Here is a 14,273-nt window from a genome sequence, read left to right on the forward strand (position 1 = left end):
CTCAAGGGGCGGGATCAGCCGGCGCCTGACGCAGGCGCGCATCGTCCCAGCCATGCTTGGGGGCGAAGCGCGCGCCATGGCGCTGATGCAGGGCTTCCAGTCGGGCCAGCACGACATCGGCGCCAGTTTCGCGTACGTAGCGGATGGGGCCGCCGCGGAACGGCGCGAAACCGGTGCCGAAGATCACGCCAGCATCGAGCAGGTCCGGCTCTTCGACCACGCCGTCGGCCAGGCAGGCGACGGATTCGTTGACCATCGGCAGGATCAGGCGGTCTTCCAGGTCGGTGGGTGTCTTGTAGGACGGGTCTACCTGCGGCTTCTGGGGTTTGCCATCCTGCCAGACATAAAAGCCCTGCCCATCCTTCTTGCCGCGCTTGCCGGCCTCGAGCATGGCGTCCAGTCCCTGGGGAATTTCCAGACCCAGGAAGGGGGCCAGTTCCTTGCCGACCGAGGCGCACACGTCCAGGCCTACGGTGTCGGCCAGCTCGATCGGCCCCATCGGCATGCCAAAGTGTTTGGCGGCCTTGTCCAGTATCGGGCCGGGTACGCCCTCGTTGTAAAGGCGCATGGCTTCCAGCAGGTACGGCATCAGGATGCGGTTGACCAGAAAGCCCGGCGTGCCCTTGACCGCCACCGGCAACTTGCCCAGTGCTTTGCAAAAGGCCAGCGCGCGTTTGATGTCACGCGGATCCAGCGCATCGTGCGTGACCACTTCCACCAGCGGCATCTGTGCCACCGGGTTGAAGAAATGCAGGCCAAGGAAATGCTTCGGTCGGGTCAGCTTTTCGCGCAGTTCGGTCAGCGGGATGGACGAGGTATTGCTGGCCAGGATTTCATCGCCGGTAAACCTGGGCTCGATGTCGGCGTACAGAGCGGCCTTGGCGTCGGCATCTTCGAAAATGGCTTCGATGGCCAGCTGCGCTCGGGCCACGCCCTCGGCGCCGGGGTCGGCTTTGAGGCGCTCCCGCGCGGACTGTACCTTGGCCGGATCCTTGAGCTTTTTGTCGAACAGTTCGCGCGCCCGGGCCATGGCCGGCTCGATGTATTTCATCTCGCGATCCTGCAAGGTGACATCGAACCCTTTGTAGGCGCACCAAGCGGCAATATCGCCGCCCATGGTGCCGGCGCCGACCACGTGCACATGCGAAATGCCATGGTCGGTGCCGCTGCCCTGCGCCTTGAGCCGTTCCTGCAGAAAGAACACGCGGATCAGGTTGTGCGCCGTCGGCGTGGCGGCCAACTTGGCCACCGAATATGCTTCCAGCCTCAGCCGCTGCTCGATGCTGGAGCCGCCACGGCGCCACACCTCGATCAGCGCGAAAGGGGCCGGGTAGTGCGCCTTGCGCACTTTGGCGGCAGTCTGCTTGCGCACCATCGGCGCCATTGCCTGGCGCACCGGCCACAGGTTGGTGGCCCATGCGGTCAGACGCTGTCCCAGCGGGCGGCTGGACGGCTTGCTTGCCAACTTGCGCGCGGACTCCAGCAGCGTGTCGGGTTTGGCCAGGCGATCGACCACACCGGCGGTCTTGGCGCGCGATGCCGAGAACGGCTTGCCGGTCAACATGGCCGGCAGTGCCTTGGGCGCGCCAATCAGGCGTGGCAGGCGTGCGGTGCCGCCCCAGCCGGGATGAATGCCCAGCATCACTTCGGGAAGGCCAATCCGTGTGGATGCATCGTCGGCGGCCACTCGGTGACTGCAAGCCAGCGCCAGCTCCGTCCCGCCGCCCAGACAACTGCCATGAATGGCGGCCACGGTGGGGCAGGGAAGCGCAGCCAGTTTCTGGAACACGCGCTGGCCATACTGGATGTTGTCCAGCACCGTGCCAGCCTTTTCGTACTCGACGAATTCGCCGATGTCGGCGCCGACGGCAAAGCCACTGGACTTGCCCGAATGCACGATGACGCCACGCGGCGGTTCGATCTCCAGGCGATCGATGATATCGGCCAGCTCTTCGAGCACGGCGCGGCACAGCGCGTTCACGCCTTTGTCGGCCCGGTCCAGTGTCAGCAGGATGAGTCCGTCGTCGCCCTGTGCGGTTTTCCAGTGATTGAAGCGCAATCCTTCGAACATTGGGGCCTTCCAAACGCCTGCGTAGGGATTTTCGTCACGATACCGCCGGGCCGGGGCAAATGCGAGATGAGCGCGCCGCTCGTTCATGCGTGTGTGGGAAATCTGGCATACCATGAAGCGTTGCCGCGTGCGTGGGCGGCCAGGAGGGCACGACACGCGTGGGCCGTGAATCAGGGGATGTGTTTCCAGCATGCAGGCAGAGAGCCTTCAACCCGGCGTGGAGCTGTTCGAGAGTGTTATCGAATCGCTGCAGCCGGTCGTGGTCTTGCAGACCAAGCAGTCAACATTGCTGATCGAACAGTTTCGTGCCCTCGCGCGGCGGACCGGGCAATCGGTGTATCTGTGGAAAGCCGATGCCGGCCTGTGCAGCCTGCGAGAGGGCGAGCTGCGCGTGCCTGGCTGCCAGCGCATCAGCGACACACTGCGCTACGCTCTGCACAGCTTGCACTTTGGCGTCTATCTGCTGGAAGGCTTCACCGTGCCGCTGTCGGCCACGAACGTTGCGCTGCTCAAGCAGATTGCACATACACCGACCGAGCATGTGCGTCGCGTGGTCCTGTTCAGTGAAGACCCCACGCTGGTGGATGCGCTGGACGGTGCGCGGCTGATCAACGCGCAGCGCCGGATGCGCTCGCGCCCGCGTTTGCGCGACGGACGGTGGCTGGTGTGAGGCCTGGCAGTGCACATGCTTGCGAGCCGGCGCTGCTGATTGTCGCTTCGCAACGCGAGGATCGTCGTGCCTTGTTCGACGCTCTGGATGGACACGATTTTTCCGCGCTGTACACCGCGCGCAGCGTCGATCAGGCGCATGCCTTGCTGGCCGAGCGACCGGCCATCGATCTGGTGGTGATCGACTTCATCGGCGAGGCCCGTGAGTCGGTGGCCTTCTGTCTGCAACTGCAGGGCATGGAGGCCTATGCCCAAGTGCCCATCATCGGATTGCTCGCCGCCGACTCCACGCAGCGTGCGTGGGGGTATTCGCGGCGGCCTCCGGGTGTGGTCGAGTGGTTGCATAGTCCGGTCGATGCTGGCGAGGCGTGGGCGCGTGTGCGTGTCCAGTTGGGTCAAGACGATGCCGGGACGGTCGCGCCAGCCCAAGAGGCTGCCCTTGGCGACTACCGATTCGCCTTCGATGGCAGCGAGGACGAACTCATTATCTCCGATGCCCAGAGCGGCCAGATTCTGGAGGTTAACGCCACCTTCGAGCAGCGCTCGGGCTTGCTTGGCGCGCAGGTGCGGGGACGCCCCGCGCTGGCGCTGCTAGGTAGCGAGCATCCCGATGCGGTGCAGGTGCGTCAGCTGCTGGAGCGTCATGGCCAGTGCCGTGCCATGTGCCGCCGAGTGCGCTCGGATGGCGGCAGCGACCGCGTCGAGGCCGTGACCCGTCTGGCGGTACGAGGTGGCTTGCTGGTGCAGGTAATTACCCTATGTGACCGTCGTGCCGTCGAGGCCTCGCGGCGGTTGATGGCATTGCTGGGGCGCTTGCATGACAGCGGTGAGGGCGATGCGGGGGTGGCCGAGGCCACGCGCATGCTGGCTGATGGCATGCATCTGGATTACGTGGCTATGTATGCTGCGGTCGGACCGGGTGAGGCGCAGCCCAGGCTGATCGCGCAGCAGCTTCGTGGCGAGACACCAGCGGATGCCCCTGATCCACTGCGTGAACCGGCACTGCGTTTGGTGCTCGACGGCGAAACCATTGTGGCTGACGGCGATCTGGCCGAGCTATCGCGCAATGATGGTTTCGTGCGGGCGATGGGCTTTGCCACCTTCATCGGTCTGCCGTTGGTCGATGATCGGCACAATGTGCTCGGTGCATTGCTGGTCGGCACCCGCCAGCGTTGGAGTGAAGCGGTAAGAGGGCTGCGCCACGATGCGTTGAACGCGGCGGCGGCACGCTTCGGTTTTGAACTGGCGTTGCGTCGAGCGCGTGAGCAGGGCCGTGCGACAGGGTTGCTTGATGCCTTGACCGGGCTGCCCAACCGGCTGCTTTTCAGTGACCGTCTGGAAACCACATTGCGCGAGGCGCGCCGTACCGGTGAGACCTTCGCGGTGCTGTTCATTGACCTGGATCGTTTCAAGGCCATCAATGACTCCCTGGGCCATGCCGTGGGCGACAAGGTGCTGAAGGTGGTGGCTGATCGCCTGAACAGCGCCGTGCGCACCTCCGACACGGTCGCCCGTTACGCCGGCGACGAATTCACCGTGATCCTGCGCCACGTTGCGCAGCGCGACGATGTGCTTCGCATCGCTGACAAGATTGTGCGCTTGCTGGACCAGCCGCTGGCGCTGGATGACGCCTCGGAGCTGCGTATTACCGCCTCGGTGGGGCTGAGTTTCTATCCGGACGATGCGTCCACCGCCGAGCGGCTGTTAAAGCATGCTGACGTGGCCATGTACAACGCCAAGAGCGAAGGTCGCAACAACGTGCAGGCGTACGTTTCGACCGATCGCGATTCGAACCGTCAGCGCGCGGCGCTGGAGGCCAGGCTGCATCTTGCCGAGCGCAACGGTGAGCTGCGTGTCTTCTACCAACCGCAGGTGGATACGGCCAGCGAAGACATCGTCGGCATGGAAGCGCTGGTGCGCTGGGATCACCCTGAGCTTGGCATGATCAGCCCGGGGTTTTTCATTCCCCTGGCCGAGGAGAGTGGGCTGATTGTCAGCCTGGGGCAGTGGGTGCTGCGCCATGCCTGCAAGGATACGCAGCGCTGGCGCCAGCGCTATGGCTTGCCGCTCCGCGTGGGGGTGAACCTCTCGGCGCTGCAATTGCAGCAGCGTGAGCTGCCGGGATGGGTGTCCGAGGCGCTGCGCGAGAGCGGATTGGAGCCCGCGGCTCTGGAGCTGGAAATCACCGAGAGCATGAGCCTCAAATCGATGCCCCTGGTGGTCGACAACCTGCACGCACTGCGTGACCTTGGCTGCAGTGTGGCCATCGATGACTTCGGCACGGGGCAGGCCTCGCTCGACTATCTGCGTCACCTGCCGGCCGACCGTATCAAGATTGACCAGAGCTTCGTGCGCAACATCGGCACCGATCCCGATGACGAGGCCATCGTGCGGGCCACCATCCACATGGCGCACAGTCTGCATCGAGAGGTGGTGGCCGAAGGCGTGGAAGAGGAGTCGCACCTTGCCTTCCTGCGCGAGCACCAATGCGATGTGCTGCAGGGCTTCCTGTTCTGCCGTCCGCTGTCTGCCGTGGCCTTCAATACCATGCTCGCCGAACGCCGGCGCATGCTGGGTGAGGTCGAGGGCGGACTGCTTGGCGCCACCGCGTGACCTGCTCAGGCGCGTCATGCAGGCTTTTCGCCTTGACGGCTTATCGCGCCGGCCCCATCTTGCGAACTTGATGCAGAATCTGCGGTCACAACGTGACGCTCGGCCCGCTACCGGCGTTGCAAGGGAGAACAGCCCGGCATGGGCGATAACGAATTGGATCGCACGCTCGTCGAGCGTGTGCAAAAAGGTGACAAGCGAGCGTTCGACCTGCTGGTGCGCAAGTATCAGCACAAGGTGGTGGCCCTGATCTCGCGTTATGTGGCCGATCGCAGCGAGTGCGAGGATGTGGCGCAGGAGGCCTTCGTGCGTGCCTGGCGTGCCATTGCTTCGTTCCGTGGTGACAGCGCTTTCTACACCTGGATGTACAAGATTGCCGTCAACACCGCCAAGAATCATCTGGTGGCGATGGGGCGGCGCCCCCCCACCGATGACATTGCCGCCGATGATGCGGTGTATGTCTCCGGCGCCGAGCGTCTTCACGAAACGGCGACACCTGAGCGCGAAATGATGCGCCAGGAAATTGAACAAACGGTATTTTCCACTGTCCAAGCTTTACCGGACGAGCTGCGCACCGCCATCACGCTTCGTGAAGTGGATGGGCTCAGCTACGAGGAAATCGCCGAGGCCATGCATTGTCCCATCGGCACTGTGCGTTCACGCATTTTCCGTGCGCGTGAAGCCATCGATCAGCAATTGAAGCCGCTGCTATCCCATCGGGAGGAGCCGACATCATGAATGAAGCAAACCGGGAAACGCTTTCCGCCCTCATGGACGGGCAGCTGTCGCGTGACCAGGTGCGCTTTGCACTACGCCGCCTCCAGGCTGACGCCGAGGCCGGCGCGGTCTGGAGCCGTTACCATGTTGCGCGTGACGCCATGCGCCAGCAGGGTGTGTCGCCCGCCAGTGCAGGTTTTGCCGACCGTGTGATGGCTGGTATCGAACGGCTGGATGTCGATGCGTTGCCAGGTCGGGTGGCCGGCGCGCGGCGCGGCTGGGTGCGCTGGTCGGCTGGTGGTGCCATTGCGGCGGGTGTCGCTGCTGTGGCCCTGATGATTGCGCAGCCGCAAGGCGCTTCGCCTTCGACCGGCAACGCGCCGACGGCCAGTGTCAGTGTGCCTTCGGCCGCTACGCAACCCAATGCGCGCACGGTGGCTTCGGCCACACCGCCGCAGCCTTCACAGGCGGCGCAGGTGCCGCGTTGGCTGCTGGCCGGAAACTCTGCCTTGCAAAGCGCGCAGCCTGCATCGGCCACAGTGGACGGTTCCAGCGGCAACATCATCATGCCTGCCGCTTATTCACAGCAGATGGCGCCGTACATGAATATCCATCGTCCCGCTTCGCACATGCAGGCGCACAATGATGGGCAGTACATCATCATGATGCCGGTGAACGGCCGGCATGCCGGCGCAGCCCAGGTGCGCCCGCAATAACGGCGCACCGCCTACGCCCAGCCTCGGGCGTGTACCGATTACCGTGGAGGAAAAGCATCCCGTGTCAGCGCGGGGTGCTTTTCCGTGTCCGGCTGTTTTGCGCATTTGGGATGCAAGTGCTTATAAAACAGGCGAAAAATTCTCGAATTGGCGAATTTCACGGAACTTAACGCCGCCAAGCGTTATCCAAACCATCGTTGCGGTGCGAGGCTTGATTTTCGCACTGCTCGTTTTGATGGAAATAATGGAGGTCGTCACTGATGAGCAAAATGACGATGCGCGTGAGCGCATGGTTTGCCCTGCTTTGTCTGGTATGCACCGCCGCCGCGGCCAATGCGGCGCAGCTGCCTGACTTCACGGGCATCGTGAAGAAGAACGCACCGGCGGTGGTGCGCATCGAGGCCAAGTACAACGGCGATCATCCGGATATGGGGCGCCAGGCTGGCATGCCGGGTCAAGGTGGCGTGCCGCCGGAAATTCTGCGGCGCTTCTTTGGCATTCCCGGCATGCCGTCGCAGCCGACCGATCCTGCGCATGCGTCGCTGGGTTCGGGTTTCATCATCTCCAACGACGGCTACATTCTGACCAACGACCATGTGGTCGACGATGCCGACAAGGTGACCGTTCGCCTGCAGGATCGACGCACGTTCACGGCCAAGGTGGTAGGCACCGACAAGCTCTATGACATCGCCCTGCTGAAGATCAAGGCCAAGGACTTGCCGACAGTCACTATCGGTGATTCCAGCTCGCTGCAGACCGGGCAGTGGGTGCTGGCCATCGGTTCGCCGTTCGCGTTCGATTACACCGTGACCCAGGGCATCGTCAGTGCCACGCACCGCGCGCTGGGTGCGCAGGATCAGCAGTACACCCCATTTATCCAGACCGACGTGCCGATCAACCCGGGCAACTCCGGTGGTCCGCTGCTGAATCTGGATGGTCAGGTCGTGGGCATCAACTCGCAGATCTATTCCAAGACCGGCGGTTACATGGGCGTGTCATTCGCCATTCCCATCAATGAGGCGATGAACGCGGTCCAGCAACTGAAGAAGAATGGCTACGTTGCGCGTGGTCAGCTGGGCGTTTACATGGGTGAGGTCGATGCCGACAAGGCCAAGGGCCTGGGCATGAAGCGCGCCGTCGGTGCGCTGGTGGTGAAGGTCAAGCCGGGCAGCGCCGCGGCCAAGGCCGGCTTGCAGCCCAGTGACGTGGTGCTGGCCTATAACGGTCACGACATCGACTCGGCGGGCGACCTGCCGCCGATGGTGGCGGCGACCAAGCCCGGCACGCAGATCACGCTGAAAGTCTTCCATCAGGGCAAGATCGAGCACCTGAAAGCCAAGCTCGATGCCATGCCCCGCGATGGCAGCGATGCTGACTGGAGCCAGGGCGGTGGCGCTGACAGCAGCGCCAAGCTGGGCTTCACGGTCGAGGGTCTCACCAGCGACCAGCGTGAGGCTTTGGGCATGAAGAAGGGCGATGGTGGCGTGGTCATTCAGCGCGTGACGCGTCGCGATGCCGCCCAGTCGGGCCTGCGTCCGGGTTACGTCGTGATGATGGTCGGCCAGCACAAGGTGACCAGCGTGGCCGAGTTCCACAAGCTGACGGCGCATCTCAAGCCTGGCCAGACGGTGCTGCTGCTGGTGCGCGACAGCCAGGGCAACTCCGGCTTCGTCACCGTTACCGTGCCCGAGAAGGGTGACTGACAGCTTTGCCTGCAGTGGCCGGCGCCGATGGCAGCCGGCCACTGCGACGGCAAGGCGTTCCATGCGATAATGACGCGTTGTGCCGCCCGAAGCCGGGCGGCATCTTGCTGTACGCGCGTCGTACGCCGATCACCTCCTTCCAAGCACGTATTCCATGGACCTGATTCGCAACTTTTCGATCATCGCCCACGTCGACCACGGCAAGTCCACGCTGGCCGACCGCATCATCCAGCTGTGCGGGGGGTTGACCGAGCGCGAGATGGCCCAGCAAGTGCTGGACAACAATCCCATCGAGCGCGAGCGCGGCATCACCATCAAGTCGCAGTCGGTGTCGCTGCCGTACACGGCCCAAGATGGCAAGACCTACCAGCTGAACTTCATCGACACGCCCGGCCACGTCGACTTCTCCTATGAAGTCAGCCGCTCGCTGGCCGCCTGCGAGGGCGCGCTGCTGGTGGTCGATGCAGCCCAGGGCGTCGAGGCGCAGTCGGTGGCCAATTGCTACACCGCGGTCGAGCAGGGGCTGGAAGTGGTGCCGGTGCTCAACAAGATCGACCTGCCCACCGCCGATACCGAGAAGGTCAAGGCTGAAATCGAGGCTGTGATTGGCCTGGATGCCGACGATGCGATTGCCGTCAGCGCCAAGACCGGGCTGAACGTGGAAGCGGTGCTCGAGGCCATCGTTGCACGCATCCCGCCGCCCAAGCCGCGCGATACCGACAAGCTGCAGGCGCTGATCATCGACTCCTGGTTCGACAATTACCTGGGCGTGGTCATGCTGGTGCGCGTGATGCAGGGCGAGCTCAAACCTGGTGAGAAAATCCAGGTGATGTCCACCGGCCGCTCGCACGGCGTGGACGAGGTCGGCGTGTTCACGCCCAAGCGCAAGAAGCTGGCCAGGCTCGGTGCCGGCGAGGTTGGCTGGGTCAATGCCGCCATCAAGGACGTACACGGCGCGCCGGTTGGCGACACGCTGACCCTGGCGGGTGATCCGGCGGACAAGCCGCTGCCGGGTTTCCAGGAAATGCAGCCGCGCGTGTTCGCCGGCCTGTTTCCGGTCTCGGCCGACGATTACCCGAACCTGCGCGAGGCGCTGGACAAGCTGCGCCTGAACGATGCCGCGCTGTTCTTCGAGCCCGAGTCCTCCGAGGCGATGGGCTTTGGCTTCCGCTGCGGCTTTCTGGGCATGCTGCACATGGAAATCGTGCAGGAGCGCCTGGAGCGCGAATACGACCTGGACCTGGTTACCACCGCGCCGACCGTGGTCTACGAGCTGCTCAAGAACGACGGCGAAACGGTCAAGCTGGACAATCCTGCCGATCTGCCTTCGTCGCCGCAGGTGGAGGAGATCCGCGAGCCGATCATCCTGGCCTCGATCCTGGTGCCGGACGAACACGTCGGCGCGGTGATCACGCTGTGCGAAGAAAAGCGCGGCCTGCAGCGCTCCATCCAGTATCTGGCCACACAGGTGCAGATCACCTACGAGCTGCCGCTGGCCGAGGTGGTGCTGGACTTCTTCGATCGCCTGAAGTCGGTCTCGCGCGGCTACGCCTCGATGGACTACCACTTCCTGCGTTTTGACGCCGGCCCGTTCGTGCGTGTGGACGTGCTGATCAACGGCGATCGCGTCGATGCGCTGAGCCTGATCGTGCACCGCAGCCATGCCGATCGTCGCGGCCGCGATCTGGTCGAGCGCATGAAGGAGCTGATTCCGCGCCAGCAGTTCGATGTCGCCATCCAGGCCGCCATCGGTTCGCAGGTGATTGCCCGCTCCACCGTCAAGGCGCTGCGCAAGAACGTGCTGGCCAAGTGCTATGGCGGCGATGTCAGCCGCAAGCGCAAGCTGCTGGAGAAGCAGAAGGAAGGCAAGAAGCGCATGAAGCAGGTTGGCCGTGTGGAGATTCCGCAGGAGGCCTTCCTGGCCGTGCTGAAGGTGGATGGCAAGTAACGTGGGAACACAGCGTCCGACGGCCGCCATGCCGGGAGCTTTTGTCCGTGGCGGCTGATTTTTCCCTGATATTGCTGGCGCTGTGTGCGTTGACCGGCCTGGTCTGGCTGCTGGACGTGGCCTGGCTGCGCCGTCGCCGGCGCCGCCGGCAAGGCGAGGAAGCTGCCGAGCCGTGGGCGGTGGACTGGGCGCGCGCACTGTTTCCGGTGCTGGCACTGGTGTTTGTGTTGCGCTCGTTCGTGGCCGAGCCGTTTCGTATTCCGTCCGGCTCGATGATGCCGACCCTGCGCGTGGGCGATTTCATCCTGGTCAACAAGTTTGCCTATGGTCTGCGCTTGCCGGTGTGGCACACCAAGTTTCTGTCGCTGGGTGAACCCAGGCGCGGTGACGTGGTGGTGTTCCGCCCGCCGTGGAAGCCCGAGGAGGACTGGATCAAGCGCATCGTCGGTTTGCCGGGCGACCATGTGGTGGTGCGTGGTGAGAAGGTCTGGATCAATGGTAAGCAGCTGCATACCGACATGATCGGCCCGTACAACGCGCCGGGCGATCATTCGCGCGAAGCGGAAACGCTGCGTGCCTATCGCGCCACGGTCAGCAAGGAGACCCTGGGCCAGGTGCGCCACACCATCGTGCAGATGCCGGCCATCAACGCCCGCGATGGCGGCGCGCCGGGTGTGCCTGGTCCGTTCAACCCGCCGGTAGTGCCCGCGCATTGCTATTTCGTCATGGGTGACAACCGCGATGACAGTGCCGACAGTCGCTATCACGGCTGCGTACCGGCAAAGGATATGGTCGGCAAGGCCTTCATGATCTGGTTCAGCTGGGATCATGGTGTGGCCTTCTCACGCATCGGGTCGTTGATCCATTGAGCCGGATCGGTGACGATCCGCATCAGCAGGCAGCCTGACGTGGCGCGCCCTGCAGGCTGGCCCCGGCGGCCGGCTTGACCAAAAGCCGCTGCCCGCGGGCGGCGATCAGGAGTAGGCATGGAACTTGATTTCGCGGCGTTGCTGCTGGGCCTTACGGTGGTGTTCGGCATCGTCTGGGCGCTGGATATTCTGGCGCTGCGCAAGGCGCGCGCGCGCCGCGCTGCCGAGCGCGGCCAGCCGGTGGCCGAGCCCTGGTACGTGGACTGGTCGCGCTCGCTGTTTCCGGTGGTGCTGGCGGTGCTGATCCTGCGCTCGTTCGTGGCAGAACCATTCCGCATTCCGTCCGGCTCGATGATGCCGACGCTCAAGGACGGCGACTTCATCCTGGTCAACAAGTTCGACTATGGCCTGCGCCTGCCGGTGTTCCGTACCAAGGTGGTGTCCATCGGCGAGCCCAAGCGTGGCGATGTGGTGGTGTTCCGTCCGCCCTGGAAGCCCAGCGAGAACTGGATCAAGCGCATTGTCGGCCTGCCGGGTGACCACGTGGTGGTGCGTGGCGAGAAGGTCTGGATCAACGGCCAGCCGGTCAATTCCACGCCGATCGGTCCGTATGAAGGCAATCCGGAAGATCAGGAAGATGCCTACGTCATGCAGTACCGCGGCCAGGTGCGCGAGGAGCGCCTGGGCGATGTCACGCACAAGATCATCGAGATGCCGCTGATCAATCGCGCCCCGGGCGTGCCCAGCGCCATCAACCCACCGGTGGTGCCGGCGCACTGCTACTTCGTGATGGGTGATAATCGCGACAACAGCGAGGACAGCCGCTATCACGGCTGCGTGCCGGAGCAGGATCTGGTTGGCAAGGCGTTCCTGATATGGTTCAGCTGGGATCACGGCATCGCGTTCTCGCGTATCGGCAAGACGATTGATTAACTGTCATCAAGGGGGCGGCTGGCGCCGCAGAGGGACAAGCATGAAATCCAGACAGTCGGGCATGACCATCATCGGCTTCATCTTCATCCTGCTGATCGCCGGCTTCTTCGCGATCATGGCCATGAAGCTGGTGCCGGCCTACCTGCGCTACTACTCCATCGTCAAGGCGATGAATCAGGTGTCCAGCGAGGGGCTCAACGGGCAGTCGCTCAACGAGGTGCGCCGCGACTTCATGTACAAGCTCAGCTTCCAGTACGCCGACGACATCAAGCCTGACTCGATCACCTTCCCGCAGCGCGACGGCGGCACCAGCCTGCATGTCGATTACGACCAGCGCATCCACTTCGTCTACAACATCGATTTCCTGCTTCATTTCGATCACACCGTACCTTTGAAGGGCAGTGTCTATTAAATCCGTGAAACTCGATTACCGCTTCGGCCAGCCCGATCTGCTCGACCTGGCGCTGACCCACCGCAGCGTGGGCCGGCCCAACAACGAGCGCATGGAGTTCCTGGGCGATGCCCTGGTCAACATGCTGGTGGCCGAAATGCTTTACGAAGCCCACCCGCACGCCAGCGAGGGCGAGCTTTCCAGGCTGCGCGCGCAGCTGGTCAACGGCCAGGCGCTGGCGGTGCTGGGGCGTGAGCTGGCACTGGGCGATGCCTTGAAACTTGGGCCCGGCGAGCTCAAGAGCGGCGGTTTCCGGCGCGATTCGATCCTGGCCGATGCCTTCGAGGCGATCATTGCAGCGGTATACATGGACGGAGGTTTTGATGCCTGCCGTGAGCTGGTTCGCCAGCTGTTCGGCCAGCGCGTGGCCAGCACGCCGCGGTCGCAGAAGGACGCCAAGACCCGGCTGCAGGAGTGGCTGCAAGCGCGTGGTCACGGGCTGCCGCAGTACGAGCTGGTTGCCAGCTATGGTGAGGATCACGCCAAAACCTTTGACGTGGTCTGCGAAATCGCCGATCCCGAGCCGCTGCGTGCCGAAGGGCGCGCCGGCAGCCGCCGCGCCGCCGAGCAGTCGGCCGCCGAAACCATTTTCAAGCATCTGACAGAGCAGGACCCGGCGTGAGCGAGCACGAGTCAAACAACGCACCTTCCCATGACGGCGACACCGGCGAGGACTTTCGCTGCGGTACCGTGGCGCTGCTGGGGCGGCCCAACGTGGGCAAGTCGACGCTGCTCAATGCCCTGATCGGCATGCGCCTGTCCATCGTCAGCCCCAAGCCGCAGACCACGCGCCATCGCATCCTGGGCATCGCCACCAGCGATGAAGGACAGATTCTCTACGTCGACACGCCCGGTCTGCACCGCGGTGCGCGCAAGGCCATGAATCGCAGCCTCAACCGTGCCGCGCGCAGCGCCATGGCCGAGGTCGATCTGGGCGTGCAGGTGATCGAGGCCGGGCGTTTCACCGACGAGGACGAGGCCGTTTACGACGCGCTGGCCGCGCAGTCGGTACCGCGTCTGCTGGTGGTGAACAAAGTCGACAAGCTCAAGGACAAGGGCGCCATGTTGCCGTTCGTGTCCAAGCTGCTGGAAGAGCGCAGTTTCGACGAGGTGTTCTACGTCAGCGCGCTCAAGCGCAAGGGGCTGGAAGCCATCCAGCAAGGCATTCTGTCGCGCCTGCCGCAGCAGCCGCCGATCTTCGGCCCGGATGACGTCACCGACCGCTCCGAGCGCTTCCTGGCCGCCGAGTTGGTGCGCGAGCAGCTGATGCTGCGCCTGGAGCAGGAACTGCCCTACGCGACAACGGTGGAAATCGAGCAGTTTCGCGATCGCGAAGATGGCGTCACCGAAGTGCATGCCGTGGTCTGGGTCGAGCGCGATGGGCAAAAAGCCATCGTCATCGGCCAGGGCGGCGCGCAGCTCAAAGCCGTTGGCAGTGGCGCGCGCCGGGCCATGGAGCGTCTTTTCGATCGCCGCGTGTTCCTGCGCCTTTGGGTGAAGGTGCGCGAAGGTTGGGTGGACGACGAAACGGCGCTGAAGCGCTTCGGCTACACCGACTGATCACAGGTTTCACCATGGCTGTCGCA

General features: G+C 63.9%; 12 protein-coding genes. 11 read left to right on the forward strand and 1 reads right to left on the reverse strand.

All coding sequences use genetic code 11. From position 1 onward, the window contains the following. Position 1 precedes the first annotated feature (1 nt). Entirely contained in the window at positions 2 to 2,071 is a 2,070-nt protein-coding gene (locus HBF24_RS06865) for a 3-hydroxyacyl-CoA dehydrogenase NAD-binding domain-containing protein (RefSeq protein ID WP_167170846.1), read from the reverse strand. 190 nt (positions 2,072 to 2,261) lie between these two features. On the opposite strand from HBF24_RS06865, the gene HBF24_RS06870 reads away from it, so the two are divergent. The 11 genes from HBF24_RS06870 (at position 2,262) to era (ending at position 14,247) form a co-directional block, all read left to right on the forward strand. Next, positions 2,262 to 2,741: a hypothetical protein gene (locus HBF24_RS06870; protein ID WP_167170849.1), complete on the forward strand. Its 480-nt coding sequence runs from the start codon at positions 2,262 to 2,264 to the stop codon at positions 2,739 to 2,741. After that, entirely contained in the window at positions 2,738 to 5,353 is a 2,616-nt protein-coding gene (locus HBF24_RS06875) for an EAL domain-containing protein (RefSeq protein ID WP_343162726.1), read from the forward strand. Before HBF24_RS06870 ends, HBF24_RS06875 begins: the two co-directional genes overlap by 4 nt. Positions 5,354 to 5,491: 138 nt before the next feature. After that, positions 5,492 to 6,088, forward strand: a complete 597-nt coding sequence (rpoE, locus tag HBF24_RS06880; protein ID WP_167170852.1) for an RNA polymerase sigma factor RpoE — start codon at positions 5,492 to 5,494, stop codon at positions 6,086 to 6,088. Then, complete coding sequence (locus tag HBF24_RS06885) at positions 6,085 to 6,783, forward strand: sigma-E factor negative regulatory protein (protein ID WP_167170855.1); 699 nt, start codon at positions 6,085 to 6,087, stop codon at positions 6,781 to 6,783. The genes rpoE and HBF24_RS06885 overlap by 4 nt, the downstream gene beginning before the upstream one ends. 260 nt (positions 6,784 to 7,043) lie before the next feature. Then, positions 7,044 to 8,486, forward strand: a complete 1,443-nt coding sequence (locus HBF24_RS06890; RefSeq protein WP_167170858.1) for a Do family serine endopeptidase — start codon at positions 7,044 to 7,046, stop codon at positions 8,484 to 8,486. A 154-nt stretch (positions 8,487 to 8,640) separates the two neighbouring features. After that, a complete protein-coding gene (lepA, locus tag HBF24_RS06895; protein ID WP_167170860.1) occupies positions 8,641 to 10,434 on the forward strand; it encodes a translation elongation factor 4 in 1,794 nt (597 codons plus the stop codon). Between the two features lie 47 nt (positions 10,435 to 10,481). Next, positions 10,482 to 11,303: a signal peptidase I gene (gene lepB, locus HBF24_RS06900; RefSeq protein WP_167170863.1), complete on the forward strand. Its 822-nt coding sequence runs from the start codon at positions 10,482 to 10,484 to the stop codon at positions 11,301 to 11,303. A 117-nt stretch (positions 11,304 to 11,420) separates the two neighbouring features. Further along, the gene (lepB, locus tag HBF24_RS06905) at positions 11,421 to 12,236 is read left to right on the forward strand and encodes a signal peptidase I (protein ID WP_167170867.1); all 816 of its coding nucleotides are present in this window, start codon (positions 11,421 to 11,423) and stop codon (positions 12,234 to 12,236) included. Positions 12,237 to 12,276: 40 nt separating this feature from the next. Beyond that, positions 12,277 to 12,648: a DUF4845 domain-containing protein gene (locus HBF24_RS06910; protein WP_167170870.1), complete on the forward strand. Its 372-nt coding sequence runs from the start codon at positions 12,277 to 12,279 to the stop codon at positions 12,646 to 12,648. 4 nt (positions 12,649 to 12,652) lie between these two features. Then, positions 12,653 to 13,309 (forward strand): ribonuclease III, encoded by a 657-nt coding sequence (gene rnc, locus HBF24_RS06915; RefSeq protein ID WP_167171433.1) that lies wholly within the window; start codon positions 12,653 to 12,655, stop codon positions 13,307 to 13,309. Further along, positions 13,306 to 14,247, forward strand: a complete 942-nt coding sequence (era, locus tag HBF24_RS06920; protein WP_167170873.1) for a GTPase Era — start codon at positions 13,306 to 13,308, stop codon at positions 14,245 to 14,247. The genes rnc and era overlap by 4 nt, the downstream gene beginning before the upstream one ends. Positions 14,248 to 14,273 lie beyond the last annotated feature (26 nt).

Origin of the sequence: Oleiagrimonas sp. C23AA (assembly GCF_011759385.1) — a bacterium.
Lineage (GTDB): Bacteria > Pseudomonadota > Gammaproteobacteria > Xanthomonadales > Rhodanobacteraceae > Oleiagrimonas.